We start from the raw sequence: 17,306 nt of genomic DNA on the forward strand, positions 1-17,306 counted from the left end.
TGATGGTTACTGTCTGCATCGCCTCCGCATTCCACAGCAGTGGGATACTTCCATTGCGTTGCTTGGGTCAGTCTATCCCGCGTTTCCTACGGATATGCAGGCTGTAGAGTGCCAATCATCTGCTAGGATCGGGCATTCCGTCGCCCATGCTATCGATAGTAGCTCCTATCAATCCCGCCATCTAACCGGCTGTCTATCGGCCCGCTCTATCAAGGGCTGGCTTTCCCCGGATCATTCCCCGGCAAATAGATGCAGATATGTGTGAGGGTATCGAAATGCATAGGCCAGCAATCAAGCCAGCAATTCCAGCAAATATGATACAGATACCGCCCGCGCTTGTGCATGTATCCTTTGTTTGCAATATGTGTGCCAATACCCTAGATCGCCGTACAAGGGCAAATGAGGGTCGAGATAGGCCAGAGTACCCTAGAACCCCTTAGACCGCTGTACGGGCATCCTGACTAGTATAAACTGGCAATGCAAAGCTAATTCCCGCTGACTTCGCCTCGCAGAGTGGGGAAGGCGCATTTCCAGATACTTCCTTCCCAGATTGACGGCGCGATGAGTGCTATCCAACGCAGAACTGATCTACGTCTTCCCATTTCCTGTATTATCAAACTACTGCAAATCGCTTCTCGACGCGCTGGATTGCCGACCTATTGGTTCCGTAAGCCTTGGCCAATGCGCCTAAGCTCATACCCTCGCGCCGCTTTGCGACTATCTCGGCCTGCTGCGCCTCGCTTAATGTTATGGGGCGTCCCAGCGTCTTGCCCTCCGCCTTCGCTCGGCTAAGCCCTGCCTGCGTCCGCTCAATGAGCAAATCCCGCTCAAATTCAGCAACAGCAGCGATAACGCCCATCGTCATCTTGCCCGCTGCGCTGGTTAGGTCAGTGCCACCCAAGGCAAGGCAATGCACCTTCACACCTTCCGCTGCCAACATCTCAACTGTGGCGCGCACATCCATTGCGTTGCGCCCCAGCCTGTCCAGCTTGGTAACGATCAGCACGTCTCCCGCTTCCAGCCTGTCCAGTAGCTTGGCAAAGCCCTTGCGCTCCATCGCTGGCAATGATCCTGATACCGTCTCAGTGATAACGCGCTTGGGATCGACCGTGAAGCCTGCGCCCTCAATCTCCCTGACCTGATTGTCCGTTGTCTGGTCCGCCGTGCTGACCCTGCAATATGCGAATGTCCGTGCCATCTTGCTGCCTTCCTGTATCGAATACGTGCATCAATACATCGGATGTATCGCAATGCCTGTCAAGCTATTTTCTGATACAGGCTGGCGGGGTGTATCAAATCCGGTCGTATTCGATACAGGCTGTTTTCCAGCGCAGGAAAGGCAGGCGGCTGAAAAATTCTCTTGTGCGCATCACGAAATTTCCGGAGCCGGAAGCCAATGGGCCACGGGGGAAACCGGCACAGAATTACTTTGAGATGCCCCCTCGCGTATCGCTGTCAAAAATAGGTCGTGGGGCCTATGGAACTTTGCAAAGGCCGGTAGGTTATGCTGGCTCCGGCCACCCCCGTATGACCCCACGCTAAATGGCCGGAACATAAGACCTCATCAGTTTCCGCTGGTGGGGTCTTTTTGTTTGAGGCGAGAAAGTTAGCGCAGGAACAAAGGGCATTCACATTTCGTTACAGTTGCCCAACAAGGAGGAGCTTGTCATGGTAGAAGTCAGGAACGATGTGTATGGCGAACGCAAGTCCGGCGCGGGAAAGACGTTGCTAATCGTCGCAGTAGTCATAGCCGCTGTTGTCGGCTTGCTATTTGCCACCGGCTTTTGGAGCGCAGATGTCAAAGAAGGCGCTCTGCCAGAAGTTAGCGTCAAGGGCGGTGACATGCCTGACGTGGATGTGAAATCTAAGGAAGTGGTGGTTGGAACCAAGGAAACGACCGTTGATGTTCCGAAGGTTGAGACCGAAGAAAAGAAAATCGACGTTCCTGTCGTGGGCGTGAAGGACGACTAACTCCCAAGGGAGGGCCGATCCCACGTTCCCATAGTGCGTCGGGGTCGGCTACCTTGTCTCGGTGCATGATAATTGCATTTGCAATCCTATGACATTCAAGTATTACATCGGGAACAGGCTGCGAAATAAAAGTCTTTGTTTTCTAAGGCTTAGGTGATCTCTCAACGATCCCGCTAGGCTCCACCAACCATCCCTCCAGAATCATCTGGCAGCATCATTTGAAGGGCGAGTGCGATCCGCCCTGATCTTTGCAGCCCGAAACGCAAAAAACTCTAGCGGACGATCCGCCGGAGGTTTTTGCGTTTATGCGGCCGTTAGTTCGAAGCGCCGTCGCGATGGCCCTGGCGGGCGATCCACTCGGCAAGGGCCTCGAACGGGATTGGTTCGTTGAAACTAATTCCCGCCTGGCCGTTTTTCCGCCAGCGCACGGTGCCGTGACGGGGCGGCAGGCCATGGATCATCAGCACCACATCATCGTCGGCGTCGAAGGCGTCGCCTTCGGACACTTTGGCGCCGCCCTGGGAAATATCCTCGATCTCGGCATGCACATAATGGGCGCCGCGGCGCACCACGACCGCCATATTTGCCCGCAGACGGGGCGCGCGGGGCACCTTGCCGAACAGCAGATCGGTCTGCTCATTGGCGAGGAAGTTGAGGACGTCGATCCGCTCGTCAAATTCGACACCGACCATGAACCCTTCGGCCCACACGATTCGGCCCGTCATCACATGACCATTTTTGATTTCGATCGACACGCTCTCGCCGGTTTCATGGCTACAATAGATATGCGCCATGAGGCCGCCGCTGGAAATGTTGCGGATCATGCACAGTTCTTCATGCCCGCCGGACATGATCTTGCCTACGCGCAGTACCGTCAGATGCCTCTTGTCGGACCTCCGCTCCACCGTGTTCGGTTGGCGCTCAATCCGGGAGACGACGGACGGCGTTGCCGCTCCGACTTGCTCCATTTTTGCTCTCCGCGCGAGTTCGTTGCCGGACTTGCCCCTCGCAAGTGCAAGAGCCGGACCCCACCGCTCTGCCATGAAACAGGAAAAATGCTTACGATCAGAGAATGATCGCGGTTTTCCGGGCGTTAACCCCGTTTGCCGATGTGCCATACGGGGACGCCCCCGGCTTAACCATCAATGCCGATGGCCGAAAAAGTAAACGGCGCGTTAACCGGTCGATATGAAAAGACGCGCACTTGTCCTGACCAGCGAGTCGGCCCGCCACCCCTTCCGGCAGACCCTGCCGCCCCATGTCCTTTCCGTGCCGAAGCCGTCCAGGACGAAGCGGGACGATGATCAGGACTTCAAGCTGTTCCTGTTGAGCTTTGCCGCCTTTTTCACGGTAATCTACAGCTTTATCGCCTGAAGCGGCGACTTCTCAGCCGTTCAGTCGCAAGCGCAGTGGAGTTTCCAGGCAAGCCAGGCCGAAGGCAGGCACAGCAGCGACACAAGAACCAGTTGATCGGTAATCGCAACGCCGATTGCGGTCAGGGTAATCGCGATCACTGATCCCACCACCATCGCGCCGGAATTGACGATATTGTTCGCGGCGACGGTCCGCGCGGCCTCATGTTTTTCGACCGTTGTCGTCAGGAAGGCGTAGAGCGGCACCACAAACATGCCGCCAAATGTCGCCACACCCAGCAGGCTGCCCGTCATCGCGATGGCATCGGGATGGTAGAGGAAATCCCAGAAGGAGAGATATTGCCCCTCCGGCGCTGCCTCCCACCCACGGCAGACAAGATGGAAGGCGAACACGCAGATGCCCATGCCAATGACCGAAGCGGGCGCGAACTTCGCCGAAACCTTGCCGCCAAGCAGCCGGTTGATCGCGATCGAACCAATGGCGATGCCGATGGAAAAGATGGCGAGGAAAAGGCTGGCGACGGATTTATTGGCCGTCAGCACATTCTTCACCAACGGCGGAAACTGGATGAACAGCACCGCCCCGATCGTCCAGAAGAAGCTGATCGCGACAATCGCCAGATAGAGCCGGCGAATATGCATGGTGTTGCGGACCAGCGTGATCGACGCGCGAATGAAATGGAAGTCGAGCTTCATGGGCGCGCCCATCGGCGGCGCAGCGGGAACCTGACGGCCCGCCACATAGCCGATAATGGCGATCACCACGACGCCGATCGCCGCGACCTTGACCGAGATCACACCCGCGAGGATCGTTCCGGCGAGGATCGCGATATAGGTGCCGGCCTCCACCAATCCGGTGCCGCCCAGAACTTCGGGCGGCTGAAGATGCTGCGGAAGGATCGCGTATTTGATCGGCCCGAAGAAGGTCGAATGGATGCCCATCGCGAACAGCGCGGCCAGCATCAGGGGAATCGCCAGCACATGGACGGCGATGTCCGCCCAGGCGAGCCAGAGGCCGGTGGCGCCGACCGCCATGATGAAGATTTCCGCCAGTTTCACGATGCGGATAATGCCCGCCTTATCCCGCTGGTCGGCCAATTGGCCTGACAGGGCGGAGAGCAGGAAGAAGGGGAGAATGAACAACCCCGTCGCAATGGCGCTGAACCAGGTTTCGGCCCGCTCATCATTATAGACGGCATAGACCACGAACAGAACCATCGCGTTCTTGAACAGATTGTCGTTGAAGGCGCCGAGGAGCTGAGTGACGAAAATCGGCAGGAAACGACGCTTGGACAAAAGCCTGAGAGAGGCCTGCATATGGGAAAAGTCTTCTCGCTGTTTCCGGGCGTTGGGCGCAGGGTCTAGCGGCAGACGGTCGGCCTGTCCAATGCCCTTTGTTGCCGACGCCGATAGTCCCGGATCGTGACGCTTTTATTGTCGGGCGTCGTCGCCTCCTTGTTTCGGCTTTCGCGCTGTGGCAGGCGGTGGGCGATGCTGACGCTGCCCAACCTGCTGACGCTTTCGCGAATCCTGGCCGTGCCTTTGCTTGTGTGGTTGCTGTGGTGGCCGCACTGGACGGCCGGTTATGGCATGGCGTTCGCGCTCTACTGCCTGATGGGCATCACCGACTATTTCGATGGTTATCTGGCGCGCGCGCAGGGCACGGTGTCGAAACTGGGCGTGTTCCTTGATCCTATCGCCGACAAGATCATGGTCGCGGCCGTCATCCTGATGCTTGTCGGCACCCGGCATGAGGCAGCGTCAATTACCGGCGTACATCTGATCGCGGCGCTGATTATCCTGCTCCGGGAAATCGCCGTGTCCGGCCTGCGCGAGTTTCTGGCCGGATTGCAGGTGTCGATTCCCGTGTCGGCGCTGGCGAAATGGAAAACGACATTCCAGCTCATCTGCCTGGGCGCTTTGATCCTGGCGGGGGCAGTGCCGCAATTCCCGTTCGTGCACATGACCGGCATCTTCACCCTGTGGGCGGCGGCGATCCTGACGCTGATCACTGGCTGGGACTATTTGCGGGCCGGCGTCCGCCATATGGATTGATCCGGCGTGGCCGGCCTCGACATTCTGTATTTCGCATGGGTGCGTGAGAGCATCGGCAAGGACGGCGAACGGATCGACCATCCGGGCGGGGCGGCGACGGTTGCTGACCTGGTGACAATCCTTGCGGCGCGGGGTGGCGGCTATGGCGAGGCGCTGGGCAAGCCGGACAAGCTGCGCGCCGCGATCGACCAGCGATTCGTGCCGCTGAACACGAAATTGGAGGGCGCGAAAGAACTGGCGCTGTTTCCTCCGGTTACGGGCGGATGACCATATCCTGCCGGATAGGCGAGGTGGATTTCGACCCGGCCGCCGAAATTGCCGCGCTGGAGGCGCTCGGCGGCGGCGGCGTGGCGACCTTCACCGGTATCGTGCGGGGGGATGATGGGCTGGTCACGTTGCGGCTGGACCATTATCCGGCGATGACCCAGGCGCAGGTGGATCGTGTCGCGGCGAAGGCGATGGAGCGCTGGCCGTTGCTGGGGATACGGATCGTGCATCGGGTGGGGGCGCTGAAGCCGGGTGAGCGGATCGTATTTGTCGGGACAGCCTCCCGCCACCGGACGGCGGCTCTGGAAAGTTGCGCCTACCTGATTGACTGGCTCAAGACCAATGCGCCCTTCTGGAAGAAGGAAAGCTTCGCCGATGGCCGGTCAGCATGGGTTGAGCCACGGGCCGAAGATGATGCGAAGGCGGCGCAGTGGGAGGAGTGACGGGCAATAACCCCCTATTTCCGGTCCGACCCCTGAGCGAGATCAAGTGCGATCCGGTCGATCCGGCGCAGCATCGTTGTGAAGCTGGCAATCTCCGCCTCATCAAATTCAGCGAAAATCCGTTCTTCCAGCTCCAGAGCCTTGGGCGCGATGGCGGCATAAAGCTGCTGACCGTCCGTCGACAGGACGAGCAGGTGCGATCTTTTGTCCGCGGGATTGGGGATGCGGTCCAGCAAGCCGCGCTCGACCAGCGTGATCGCGGCCCGGCTGACCGTGACCTTGTCCATGCGGGAATTGGCGCAGATTTCCTGCTGCGTGATGCCGGCATCCTTTTCGGCGACCAGCGCGATAACCCGCCATTCGGGAATGCTGATTGCGAACAGCGCCTGATAGGCTGAAGCGATGCTGTCACTGACAAGGTTAGAGGTGAATGACAGCCGGTAGGGAATGAAATCGTCAAGGCGCAGTTTTTTCGCGAGCATGCCAACTGGTAGCATTTGACACCAGTTAGGCCAATCGCCATAATAGTATCAATAGATACTATATAGGAGCTGGGCCGATGGCCGCCGATTCCGAAAATCCGTTGGGCCTGCATGGCTTTGCGTTTGCTGAATTTACCTCACCCGATCCGGCCGCGATGGCGCGGCAGTTCGAGCAGCTTGGATTTGTTCCGGCGGCGCGCCGGAAGGACAGGGGGCTGACGCTTTACCGGCAGGGGCGCATCGCGTTCATTCTGAATGCCGGGGAGGGCGAACAGGCCAGCGCGTTTCGCGCCGCCCATGGCCCATCCGCCAACGGCATGGCGTTTAACGTCGCCGACGCGAAAGCAGCGCACCGGCACGCCATTCAAAGTGGGGCGACAGACGCTGATACCGCGCAGAGCGCTCTGCCGGGGACTTATGCCATTGAGGGCATAGGCGACTCGCTGCTCTATCTGGTGGACAGCGACCCCTTTGCGGACTGGGATGAGGTGCCCGGTTGGCGAGAGGCGTCGGCGGAGCGGGGCGTCGGCCTCGACCTGCTCGACCACCTGACCCATAATGTCCGCCGGGGGCAGATGCGCGTATGGTCCGAATTCTACGCGACGCTGTTCGGTTTCGAGGAACAGAAGTTCTTCGACATCAAAGGGCAGGCGACCGGTCTGTTCAGCCAGGCGATGATCGCCCCGGATCATGAAATCCGCATCCCTCTGAATGAAAGCCAGGATGATAACAGCCAGATCGAGGAGTTTATCCGCGAATATAATGGCGAGGGTATCCAGCATCTCGCCCTGACGACGCCGGATATCTATTCCACGGTGGAGAAGCTACGCGCCAATGGCGTGCGGCTGCAGGATACGATCGACACCTATTATGATCTGGTCGACGAGCGGGTGCCGGGGCATGGCGAGGATCTGGCGCGATTGCGCAAAAACCGCATCCTGATCGATGGCGATGTCCATGATGAGGGGCTGCTGCTGCAGATATTCACCGAGACTATGTTCGGCCCGATCTTCTTCGAGATCATCCAGCGCAAGGGCAATGAGGGTTTCGGGAACGGCAATTTCCAGGTACTCTACGAATCCATAGAATTGGACCAGATCCGGCGCGGCGTTGTGACGGTCGATGCCTGAGCAAGCGGGCGGCAGGAGAGAAATATGACGGCGCATGTCCCTGCCGGATTGCTTGACGCCGCTGTGCGCGGAGATGGCGACAGCGGAATGATGACCGGGTTCGGCAATCATTTCGCGACGGAAGCTGTGCATGGCGCATTGCCGCAGGGCCGCAACTCGCCGCAGCATGCGCCTTATGGTCTGTATGCGGAGCAGTTTTCCGGTACGGCGTTTACTGCGCCGCGCACCGAAAATCGGAGGAGCTGGTTCTACAGGCTCCGTCCGGCGGCCAACCATCCGGCCTTCATGCCTTATGTGCGGGAATCGCTGCTCCGGTCCGGTCCATTTGACGAGGCTCCGCCCACACCGAACCGCTTGCGTTGGGACCCGATGGAGATTCCGGCCGGGCCAACGGATTTTATCGACGGCCTTGTCACCCTGTGCGGCAATGGCGATCCCTCCATGGCCGTGGGAACGGGCATCCATATCTTCACCGCCAACCAGTCAATGACGCGCGCCTTCAGCAACGCCGATGGCGAGATGCTGGTCGTGCCGCAGCAGGGACGATTGCGGTTGGTCACGGAAATGGGCGTGATGACTGTCGCGCCAGAGCAGGTGGCCCTTATTCCGCGCGGCCTGCGCTTCCGGGTCGAACTGCCCGATGGCGCGGCACGGGGCTATATCTGCGAGAATTATGGGGCCTTGTTCCGGTTGCCTGATCTTGGTCCAATCGGTGCGAATGGCCTGGCCAACCCCCGCGATTTCGAGACGCCGCAGGCATGGTTCGAGGATATCGACGCCCCATATGAACTGGTCCACAAATTTTGCGGTGGGCTATGGACAGCCTCGCTTTCCCATTCGCCTTTTGACGTTGTGGCGTGGCACGGCAATCTGGCGCCGTGCCGATATGACTTGCGGCGGTTCAATACCATCAACACAGTGTCATTCGATCATCCCGATCCCTCGATCTTCACCGTGCTTACTTCGCCCACCGAGACGCCCGGCACGGCGAATTGCGATTTCGTCATCTTCCCCCCGCGTTGGATGGTGGCAGAGGACACATTCCGGCCGCCCTGGTTCCACCGCAATGTGATGAGCGAATTTATGGGCCTGATCGGCGGCGCCTATGATGCGAAGGCGGAAGGCTTTGTGCCGGGCGGCGCGTCGCTGCACAATTGCATGGCCGGACATGGGCCGGACCAAGCGACCTATGAACGGGCGGTGGAGGCGGAAATGAAGCCGCACAAGATCGATAATGGGATCGCCTTCATGTTCGAAAGCCGCTTTCCGTTCCGTCCGAGCCGGTTCGCAATGGAGACGTCGCTGCGCCAGCAGGACTATGATGCGTGCTGGAGCGGGTTTCGAAAGGCGCAAGTGCCGGGCGGCGGAAGCGGCGCGATATGAAATTCCCGAAGATTGACGATACACATGATCCGGCCCTGACGAGCTGGGTCAGCGGCGCGGACCGGCATGCGGATTTCCCCGTTCAAAACCTTCCGCTGGGAATTTTTGCGCCAAAGGCTGGAGCGCCGCGCGCAGGCGTGGCGATCGGCGATCATATCCTGGATCTGGCGCAGTGCGCTGAACGGGGCTTGCTGCCGGAGGCTGTGCGGGATGCCGTGCGAGGAGGGACGCTGAATGCCCTTTTCGCATTGCCTTCAGCCGACCGGCTGGCGCTGCGGCGGAGCCTGGGCCGGATGCTCAGTGATGGGAAGCACAGGGAAAGCGTCGAACCGTGCCTGTTCGCGGCCGCCGATTGCGCCCTTCACCTGCCTGCGGCGATCGGCGATTATACCGATTTCTATGTCGGCATTCATCACGCCACCAATGTCGGCAAGCTGTTCCGGCCCGACAATCCGTTGCTGCCCAATTATAAATATGTGCCGATCGGCTATCATGGCCGGGCGTCGTCCGTGCGGTCATCCGGCGTTCCGGTCGTCAGGCCGCGTGGACAGCGTAAGGCGCCCGATGCCGATGCGCCAACGGTGGGGCCGACCGGCAGGTTGGACTATGAACTGGAACTGGGCGTGTGGATCGGCCAGGGCAATGCGCCGGGCGAGGCGATCCCCATCAGCGAGGCGGCAGGCCATGTGGCGGGCTTCTGCCTGTTGAACGACTGGTCCGCGCGTGATTTTCAGGCTTGGGAGTATGTGCCGCTTGGCCCGTTCCTGGCGAAGAATTTCCATTCAACCGTATCGCCCTGGGTGGTGACGGCCGAGGCGATGGCGCCTTTCCGCATGGCGCAGCCTGCGCGGCCGGAAGGCGATCCAGCGCCCTTGCCCTATTTGTGGGACGAGGCCGATCAGGCGGAGGGTGCGCTGTCGCTCACGCTGGAGGTTTTTATATCCAGCGCCAAGATGCGGGAGGCGAATATGCCGCCGCACCGGCTGTCGCACGGCCCTGCGTCAAACATGTATTGGACCGTTCAGCAGATCGTGACGCATCATGCGTCCAACGGCTGCGACCTGCGGCCGGGCGATCTGCTGGGGACTGGCACGATCTCCGCGGCGGAACGGGAGGGTTATGGCAGCTTGCTGGAACTGACCGAAGGCGGCAAGACCAAGGTGCTGCTGCCAACCGGCGAGGAGCGCGCTTTCCTGGAGGATGGCGATGAAATCATCCTGAAGGGCCGGGCCGAAGCGGAGGGTTTTGCGTCGATCGGATTGGGAGAATGCCGCGCGGTCATCCTGCCCGCGAAATGAGTATGGCGCTTCATAATAAGCCGTTCGCCCTGAGCTAGTTGAAGGGCTGCCCTACTGAAGAAAAGAGCAGGGTTTCGACAAGCTCAGCCCTAACGGTGAATAGGGATTATCGGGATTCCCACGGCGGAGAGGGGGCGTAGAGCGATTTTGCGAAGGCGACGAACGCGCTGATGGTTGGGCTTGGCGCAGGCATGGGCGGGTGGACCGCGAAAATCGCGACGTCCGATGATCCTTCATAATCGGGAAGCACCTGGACAAGGCGGCCCGACGCCAGCTCCTCGCTGACATCCCAGAGGGAGCGAAGGGCGATTCCTGCGCCGGAGATGGCGAGTTCGCGCACTACTTCGCTCGAATTGGTTGAGACGATGCTGTTCGCCTCAAGGCTGACCGGTCCGGCGGGGCCGGTGAGTTGCCAGGGAAGTTGGCCGCTGGCGGCGAGCAACCGGTGGTCCTCCAGGGATTCTATTCCATGCGGGTCTCCATGCTCGGCAAGATAGGCGGGCGCGGCGCACAGGACGCGACGGCTGGTGGCGAGGCGGTGGGCAGTCAGGCCGGGATCGACAGCGGCGCTGATGCGGATCGCCACATCCACGCGCGAGGAATAAAGGTCAATGAAGGCGTCGCCGAGATCCAGAGACAGCGATATTTTCGGGTTCAGCGCCAGGAATCGCGCGATATGCGGCGCGAGATGCATCCGCCCGAAAGAGGTAGGCGCGGAGATGCGCAAGGGGCCTGCCGGCTGATCGGGATTGCCGGCGACGCGGGCCTCCGCCTCTCCAATGGCGGCGGAAATGGCGAGAAGGTCGGCATGGAGCTGTTCTCCCTTCGGGGTCAGCGCCATGCGGCGGGTCGAGCGGTGGAGCAACCGGGTCTGCAGCCTATGCTCCAGACGGCTCAGCCGTTTCGAGACCATTGCGGGCGACATCAGGCGGGATCGCCCCGCCGCCGAAAGGCTTCCCGCCTCCACAACGGCGAGAAACAGGTCATAGTCCGGGTCCATCATGATCTGTTCTCCGTAGGAAAAGCTGTTATGAATTTTTATCGTCTACCGAAAGATGATGGGTGGGTCTAGCTGTGCGAGCATAAGCAGCAGGAGCCTTTGCATGAGCATCACCGTGGACAAATCCGGCCTGAAGGTTGCGGCGGAACTGGCCGATTTCGTCGAGAAGCGGGCATTGCCGGGCACTGGCATCGCGGCAGAGGATTTCTGGGCGGGCGCAGCGGCGATCTTCGCCCGCTTCGCGCCGCGCAATGCGGCTCTGCTGGCCAAGCGCGATACGATCCAGGCGCAGATCGACGCCTGGCATGAAGCGCGCAAGGGCCAGCCGATCGACGCCGCCGCCTATCAGGCGTTCCTGAAGGAGATCGGCTATCTGGTTCCCGAACCGGCCGCCTTCACGATTACCTCGCAGAATGTCGACGATGAACTGGCGCGGCTGGCCGGTCCACAGTTGGTCGTGCCGGTCCTCAACGCCCGCTTCCTGCTGAACGCCGCCAATGCCCGCTGGGGCAGCCTCTATGATGCGCTCTACGGCACCGACGCCATTCCGGGCGCCGCGGGCAAGGGATATGACGCCGAGCGCGGGGCGAAGGTCATTGCCTGGGCGAAAGCGTTTCTGGACAAGGCCGTTCCGCTGGCGAGCGGGAGCTGGGCGGACTGGACCGGAGGTGAGCCTGACCTGAAGGATGCGGGCCAGCTTGTCGGCCGGTCTGGCAGCAATATCCTGCTGCGCAATAATGGCATCCATATCGAGCTGGTGATCGATCCTGCCCATCCGATCGGCAAGGATGATCCCGCCAATCTGGCCGACGTCATCCTGGAGTCGGCGCTTTCCACCATCGTCGATCTGGAAGATTCGGTTGCGGCGGTGGACGCGGAGGACAAGGTCGCCGCCTATGCCAACTGGCTGGGCCTGATGAAGGGCGACCTGACCGCCAGCTTCGAGAAGGGCGGCCAGACCATGACCCGCGCGCTGGAGGGCGACCGCGCCTATACCGCGCCGGACGGCAGCGCTTTCACTCTGCCGGGCCGCAGCCTGCTGTTCGTGCGCAATGTCGGCCATCTGATGACCACGCCCGCTTTGCTGCTGGCCGATGGGGGCGAGGCGCCGGAAGGGATTCTCGATGGCATCATCACCAGCCTGATTGCGCTGCACGACCTGAAGCGGAACGGCGCATTCGTGAACAGCCGCGAGGGGTCGATCTATATCGTGAAGCCCAAGATGCACGGGCCGGAAGAAGCGGCGTTCACCAACGACCTGTTCGATGCGATCGAGGATCTGCTTGGCCTGTCCCGCCACACGTTGAAGGTTGGGGTAATGGACGAGGAGCGGCGCACGTCGGCGAACCTCGCCGCCTGCATCCATGCCGTGCGTGAGCGGATCATCTTCATCAACACCGGCTTCCTCGACCGCACCGGCGACGAGATGCATACCTCGATGCGGGCCGGGCCGATGCAGCGCAAGGGCGACATGAAAACGTCCGATTGGATCAAGGCCTATGAGGACCGCAACGTCCAGATCGGCCTTGCCTGCGGCCTGTCCGGCAAGGCGCAGATCGGCAAGGGCATGTGGGCCGCGCCTGACCGCATGGCGGACATGCTGGACCAGAAGATCGGCCACCCGAAGACCGGCGCCAACACCGCCTGGGTGCCCAGCCCGACCGCCGCGACGCTGCACGCCACCCATTATCACACCGTCGATGTATTCGCGCGGCAGGAGGAACGGAAAGCCGAAGCGATCGCGCCGATCGAAGCGCTGCTGACTATTCCGTTGGCCGCCGGGCAGAACTGGTCGGAACAGGAGATCCGCGACGAACTGGACAATAATGCGCAGGGCATATTGGGCTATGTCGTCCGCTGGATCGATCAGGGCGTCGGCTGCTCGAAGGTGCCCGATATCCATGACGTTGGCCTGATGGAAGATCGCGCGACGCTGCGCATCTCCTCCCAGCATATGGCGAACTGGCTGCTGCATGGCGTCTGTTCGAAAGGGGAGGCGGAGGCCGCGTTCGCGCGCATGGCGTCCAAGGTCGACGGGCAGAATGCGGGCGACCCGCTCTACAGCCCGATGGCCGGGCGAGAAGCCGACAGCCTGGCGTTCCAGGCAGCGAAGGCGCTGGTGTTTGAGGGCGTGGAACAGCCCAACGGCTATACCGAGCCGCTGCTGCACAAATATCGCGCGAAGGTGAAGGCGCTGGCCTGATCATGATCGCTTGGCTTGCGGGCCACGACAAGGGATGGGATTGGGCATGGCGTTCGGAGGATCGCCATGCCCAATCTTTTTGAAGCGCTGCCGGAGGACAGGTCCCGCGAGGATTTTGCGGACCTGCTGACACGCCCTGGCGTGCGGATCGAGCGGATCGTGTCCTATGGGCAGGCCACGCCTGTCGGCGCGCCCTATGACCAGCCGCATGACGAATGGGTGCTGCTGCTGAAAGGCAGGGCGGAGTTATGGATGGAGGGCGAGGGGGAGATTGCGCTGCGGCCCGGCGATCATGTGCTGATCCCGGCGAACCGGCGGCACCGGGTGACGTGGACCGATGCGCACGGGCCAACCGTCTGGCTGGCGGTGCATTTTGATGCTTCCATTAAGACCCGTTCGCCCTGAGCTTGTCGAAGCCCTGCCACTCTTTCCAGCGTTGAAAAGAAAGACAACCCTTCGACAAGCTCAGGGCGAACGGGAGAAAACACGATAGAGCGCCATTCACGCCGTCGTCCGCCCGCTCAGGATAATCCGGGCCAGTAGTGGTGCGTTGCGGTTGAAATGGTGACCGCCGGGGACAGTGAAAATGCTGGCGATGCCCCTGGGAATGGCAGGGCAGGCGCTGTCATCCTCATCCATGCCGCGCACGCAGCGGATCGGCAGGCCGCGCAGGCGGGTGACGGCGGGAATGGTGGGCATCGCCTGCGCCGAAGGGATGTCCAGCCATGAGCCAAGGCGGAACTGAAAGTCTGCGGACGGGCTGAGGCCCAGCAGGTTGACCGCAGCGACTTTCGCGCGGGCGGCCGGGTCCATATTCGCCACCATATAGGGCATGACGTCCGCGCCGAAGCTATAGCCGATCAGCACGACCTTCGGCCGGTGCCAGCGCTGGCTGAAGGCGTTGACGATCTTGCCAAGGTCCGCGCCCGCGCCGCGCGGCGTGCGGGCGCTCCAGAAATAAGAAAGGCTGTCCATGCCGACAACAGGAATGCCGGCCCTTGCGATTTCGCCTGCGACGTCGCGGTCTATCCCTACCCAGCCGCCATCGCCGGAATAGATGACGGCCATGGTGTCGGATGGCCTGCCACCCTTCGGCTGGACGATGGTAAGCGGGAGGTCGGGCGGCAGCGCAACCGGCGGGCGCGGACCGGACGGCAGGGCGTAGGTGGGTTGAAGCATCGGCGCGATGGCGGTCATGAGTTGCGGTACCCAGTTCGCCTGCACCTGATAGCCATGGCCGACCGTGGGCAGATCCACGAAGGTTGTCGAGGGCACCTTATTGGCAAAAGCGCGCGCTTCGGCCGGGTTCACGACCGTATCGTCCTGACCCTGCAGCACGATCCAGGGGACTTTCACCGTGCTGCTGGGTGCGAACAGCCAGCCCTTCTCCGGCTTGGCGATGCGCTTTGCGGCGAAGCCTGGGGCGGCGCAATAGGGCTTGGCGCCGGGGATGTCGGCGCTGAACCCCATGGACACGACACCGCGATAACCGCCGTTCGGCCATTGGGCCAGACTGCCATAGGCGAGCGTCGCGCCTTCCGAATAGCCGAAGATGATCGGCTTCATATAGGATTTGACGCCCATGCGGTGCTGGATGTCGCGCGCCAGATCGACCAGCGGATAGTTGGCGTTGATGCATTTGCCCTTGGCCGCCTCCATCGTCCTGAGGAGGGCGGGGGTCGAGACGCCGGCGACCAATATGCCATGGTCGGCCAGCGCGCGGGACATGCCGGTCACGTCCGGTTGCCAGCCGCCGTCACCGGACAGGAACAGCGCAACGCCCACGGGATTACCCTGCGGCCGGTAGACCGCGACTTTCCCGAAGGGTTTCATCACATAGCTGCTCTCGCCGGGATATGTCTTTTCCACCTGTGGAGCGGGAGGCCCGGGCGATTGCGCTGGGGCGGGGCCGCACAGGCCGATCAGCGCAAAAGCCGATGCCAACCGTATGGAACGTCCAACCCGCATAGATGCCTCCTTCACTATTGAAGCGGGTATGGAAGCTGTCACCCTTCCACGGCTTGGCGGCGAGATGACAAATCCGTCATGCTCGCGGATCAGCCCGCCGCCAGCCTCCGCCCGGAACTGGCGACAAGACGGAGGGGGCCGCCCCGGCGGCCCGGCGTGGGGCCATTGGCGATCAGCGCCTGGAGATCGATCAGCGCGCGGCCGAGGGACAGGCCCTGCGGCCCGGCGACGAAGCGCGGCTCCCAGACCGGCGAGAATTTGTCCTTGTAGGCGCGCAGCCCCTCAAAGCCGTAGAGCGATTCCCCGTGGCGGTAGAGCAAGGCTCCGAGTTTCGACCATAGTGGCGCAAGGCGGCGCGCCTCCAGCCCGGAAAGCGGCGCTATGCCCAGGTTGAACCAGCGATAACCCTGCTCCTTGCCCCAGCCCATGATGTGGACGAACAGGAAATCCATCGCGCCATAGGGCATGACGTCGTCATGGCGCATCAGGTCGACCGAGAGCTCCGACCGGTTTGCGGTTTTCCAGAGATTGGCGAAGGCGACGATCCTGCCCTTATGCCGCACAACGGCGCAATCGCATTGGGCGATATAGGCGGGGTCGAAACGGCCGATGCTGAACCCCTTTTCCTTGTGACCCTTTGCGTCGAGCCAGCGGTTCGAGATATCCTGGAGTTCCCGCATGACGGCCGGGACGCCGGCGGCGGGAATCATCTCGAACGTCGCACCCTCCCGTTCGGCGCGGCGCTCGGCATAGCGCAGCGGCCTTGCGGCGGGACCATCGAGCGTGAAGGCGGAAAGATCGACGCGCGCCTCCTCGCCATATTTGGCGATCTGGAAACCCAGTTCGACGGCGATGGGCAGCGCTTCGGCGCTGATCTGGTAGAGGAGCATCCGGCCCTGGGCGGCATCGGCCTGTTCGCGCAGTTGCCACAGTAGGTCTGACCACTCCTCGCGCGCGCCAACCGGGTCGCCCATGACGATCCAGCTATGCCCGCGCTGCTGATACATCAGGAAGGCGCGGCCGGATGCGGAGGTCAGGAAACGCTTATCGCCGGTCAGCGCCAGATTGGCATCGGTGCGGGTGGCGAGATTCAGCGCAGGCTGGCTGGGGCTTTCATCAGGATGCGCGTCACCCACGGGCGTCGCGGGACGGAACAGCCGCCAGAAACTCGTCGCGGCCAGCATCACCGCCACGGCAAAGCTGGACCGCAGGAAGCGGGAGGCGTCGCCTTCCTCAGCGAAATGCCACCAGAGGTCGCTTTGATAATCGACATGGCGATAGGCAAACAGGCCGATCCAGACGGAAAGGCCCAATGCAATGGCGACCGTCGCCAGCCAGCCGGGAGAGAGGGCGTCAGCGGTCAGCATCGTGCGGCGATAAAAGGCCGGGCGCGTCCATTGCAGGAGACCGGCGATGACGAGCATGACGCTGGCTTCTTCATAGTCCAGGCCCTTGAGCAACGAGAAGGCGGCCCCGGCCAGCAGCAGCGCGCGCGTCATCCAGAACGCACCGTCCAGGCGGCGGTAAAGGCCCCCGGCGAGCACCAGCAGCGCCGCGCCGGAAAGGCTGGCGGCCATGTGCGACGCCTCCAGAAAGGGCAGGGGCAGCATATCGTAGAGGATGCGCATGCGGCCGGGCACTGCGGGCAGCGCGCCGGAGACGAGCAGTACGACGCCGCCCATGAAGACGAGCGCGGACACCATGACTGGAGCAAGGCCCGATGCGATCATATG

At 61.7% G+C, this 17,306-nt stretch carries 17 protein-coding genes; 10 read left to right on the plus strand and 7 right to left on the minus strand.

What is annotated here, in order from left to right; genetic code table 11:
- Positions 1 to 613: 613 nt before the first annotated feature.
- The gene (locus BHQ40_RS20665; protein ID WP_070157699.1) at positions 614 to 1,198 is read right to left on the minus strand and encodes a recombinase family protein; all 585 of its coding nucleotides are present in this window, start codon (positions 1,196 to 1,198) and stop codon (positions 614 to 616) included.
- 470 nt (positions 1,199 to 1,668) lie between these two features.
- Here BHQ40_RS20665 and BHQ40_RS20670 point away from each other — a divergent pair, with 470 nt between their 5' ends.
- Positions 1,669 to 1,971: a hypothetical protein gene (locus BHQ40_RS20670; RefSeq protein ID WP_070157712.1), complete on the plus strand. Its 303-nt coding sequence runs from the start codon at positions 1,669 to 1,671 to the stop codon at positions 1,969 to 1,971.
- Between the two features lie 314 nt (positions 1,972 to 2,285).
- Here BHQ40_RS20670 and BHQ40_RS20675 read toward each other — a convergent pair whose 3' ends face one another.
- Positions 2,286 to 2,939: a PilZ domain-containing protein gene (locus BHQ40_RS20675; protein WP_070157700.1), complete on the minus strand. Its 654-nt coding sequence runs from the start codon at positions 2,937 to 2,939 to the stop codon at positions 2,286 to 2,288.
- A gap of 220 nt (positions 2,940 to 3,159) precedes the next feature.
- Between BHQ40_RS20675 and BHQ40_RS20680 the strand changes: the two genes are divergently transcribed.
- Positions 3,160 to 3,345 (plus strand): hypothetical protein, encoded by a 186-nt coding sequence (locus BHQ40_RS20680; RefSeq protein WP_070157701.1) that lies wholly within the window; start codon positions 3,160 to 3,162, stop codon positions 3,343 to 3,345.
- 20 nt (positions 3,346 to 3,365) lie between these two features.
- Here the strand turns inward: BHQ40_RS20680 and BHQ40_RS20685 are convergent, their stop codons facing one another.
- Positions 3,366 to 4,661 (minus strand): MFS transporter, encoded by a 1,296-nt coding sequence (locus BHQ40_RS20685; protein ID WP_070157702.1) that lies wholly within the window; start codon positions 4,659 to 4,661, stop codon positions 3,366 to 3,368.
- A gap of 174 nt (positions 4,662 to 4,835) precedes the next feature.
- Between BHQ40_RS20685 and pgsA the strand changes: the two genes are divergently transcribed.
- The 3 genes from pgsA to BHQ40_RS20700 are packed head-to-tail and all read left to right on the plus strand — an operon-like array spanning position 4,836 to position 6,109.
- Positions 4,836 to 5,399: a CDP-diacylglycerol--glycerol-3-phosphate 3-phosphatidyltransferase gene (gene pgsA, locus BHQ40_RS20690; RefSeq protein ID WP_070157703.1), complete on the plus strand. Its 564-nt coding sequence runs from the start codon at positions 4,836 to 4,838 to the stop codon at positions 5,397 to 5,399.
- A 6-nt stretch (positions 5,400 to 5,405) separates the two neighbouring features.
- On the plus strand, positions 5,406 to 5,666 hold the full coding sequence (gene moaD / locus BHQ40_RS20695; RefSeq protein ID WP_070157704.1) for a molybdopterin converting factor subunit 1: 261 nt from the start codon (positions 5,406 to 5,408) through the stop codon (positions 5,664 to 5,666).
- Positions 5,663 to 6,109 (plus strand): molybdenum cofactor biosynthesis protein MoaE, encoded by a 447-nt coding sequence (locus BHQ40_RS20700; RefSeq protein WP_070157705.1) that lies wholly within the window; start codon positions 5,663 to 5,665, stop codon positions 6,107 to 6,109. Before moaD ends, BHQ40_RS20700 begins: the two co-directional genes overlap by 4 nt.
- A 14-nt stretch (positions 6,110 to 6,123) precedes the next feature.
- On the opposite strand, the gene BHQ40_RS20705 is transcribed toward BHQ40_RS20700, so the two are convergent.
- The gene (locus tag BHQ40_RS20705; protein WP_070157706.1) at positions 6,124 to 6,591 is read right to left on the minus strand and encodes a MarR family winged helix-turn-helix transcriptional regulator; all 468 of its coding nucleotides are present in this window, start codon (positions 6,589 to 6,591) and stop codon (positions 6,124 to 6,126) included.
- Between the two features lie 77 nt (positions 6,592 to 6,668).
- On the opposite strand from BHQ40_RS20705, the gene hppD reads away from it, so the two are divergent.
- The 3 genes from hppD (at position 6,669) to fahA (ending at position 10,402) form a co-directional block, all read left to right on the plus strand.
- Positions 6,669 to 7,721 (plus strand): 4-hydroxyphenylpyruvate dioxygenase, encoded by a 1,053-nt coding sequence (gene hppD, locus BHQ40_RS20710; RefSeq protein WP_070157707.1) that lies wholly within the window; start codon positions 6,669 to 6,671, stop codon positions 7,719 to 7,721.
- A gap of 90 nt (positions 7,722 to 7,811) precedes the next feature.
- Positions 7,812 to 9,104 carry a homogentisate 1,2-dioxygenase gene (gene hmgA, locus BHQ40_RS20715; RefSeq protein WP_070157713.1) on the plus strand — a complete coding sequence of 431 codons (1,293 nt, stop codon included), beginning with the start codon at positions 7,812 to 7,814 and terminating at the stop codon, positions 9,102 to 9,104.
- Positions 9,101 to 10,402, plus strand: a complete 1,302-nt coding sequence (gene fahA, locus BHQ40_RS20720) for a fumarylacetoacetase (RefSeq protein WP_070157708.1) — start codon at positions 9,101 to 9,103, stop codon at positions 10,400 to 10,402. The genes hmgA and fahA overlap by 4 nt, the downstream gene beginning before the upstream one ends.
- 106 nt (positions 10,403 to 10,508) lie before the next feature.
- On the opposite strand, the gene BHQ40_RS20725 is transcribed toward fahA, so the two are convergent.
- The gene (locus tag BHQ40_RS20725) at positions 10,509 to 11,405 is read right to left on the minus strand and encodes a LysR family transcriptional regulator (RefSeq protein WP_070157709.1); all 897 of its coding nucleotides are present in this window, start codon (positions 11,403 to 11,405) and stop codon (positions 10,509 to 10,511) included.
- Between the two features lie 100 nt (positions 11,406 to 11,505).
- Here BHQ40_RS20725 and BHQ40_RS20730 point away from each other — a divergent pair, with 100 nt between their 5' ends.
- Together BHQ40_RS20730 and BHQ40_RS20735 are read left to right on the plus strand one after the other, a co-directional pair.
- Complete coding sequence (locus BHQ40_RS20730) at positions 11,506 to 13,605, plus strand: malate synthase G (RefSeq protein ID WP_070157710.1); 2,100 nt, start codon at positions 11,506 to 11,508, stop codon at positions 13,603 to 13,605.
- Positions 13,606 to 13,671: 66 nt separating this feature from the next.
- Positions 13,672 to 14,010: a cupin domain-containing protein gene (locus tag BHQ40_RS20735; protein WP_070157711.1), complete on the plus strand. Its 339-nt coding sequence runs from the start codon at positions 13,672 to 13,674 to the stop codon at positions 14,008 to 14,010.
- Between the two features lie 96 nt (positions 14,011 to 14,106).
- Here the strand turns inward: BHQ40_RS20735 and BHQ40_RS20740 are convergent, their stop codons facing one another.
- Together BHQ40_RS20740 and mprF are read right to left on the minus strand one after the other, a co-directional pair.
- A complete protein-coding gene (locus BHQ40_RS20740) occupies positions 14,107 to 15,573 on the minus strand; it encodes an AcvB/VirJ family lysyl-phosphatidylglycerol hydrolase (protein WP_083277065.1) in 1,467 nt (488 codons plus the stop codon).
- Between the two features lie 89 nt (positions 15,574 to 15,662).
- Positions 15,663 to 17,306, minus strand: a 1,644-nt coding sequence (mprF, locus tag BHQ40_RS20745; protein ID WP_139139390.1) for a bifunctional lysylphosphatidylglycerol flippase/synthetase MprF, incomplete at its 5' end; no start/stop codon positions are given.

Origin of the sequence: Sphingobium phenoxybenzoativorans (assembly GCF_001757355.1) — a bacterium.
GTDB lineage: Bacteria > Pseudomonadota > Alphaproteobacteria > Sphingomonadales > Sphingomonadaceae > Sphingobium > Sphingobium phenoxybenzoativorans.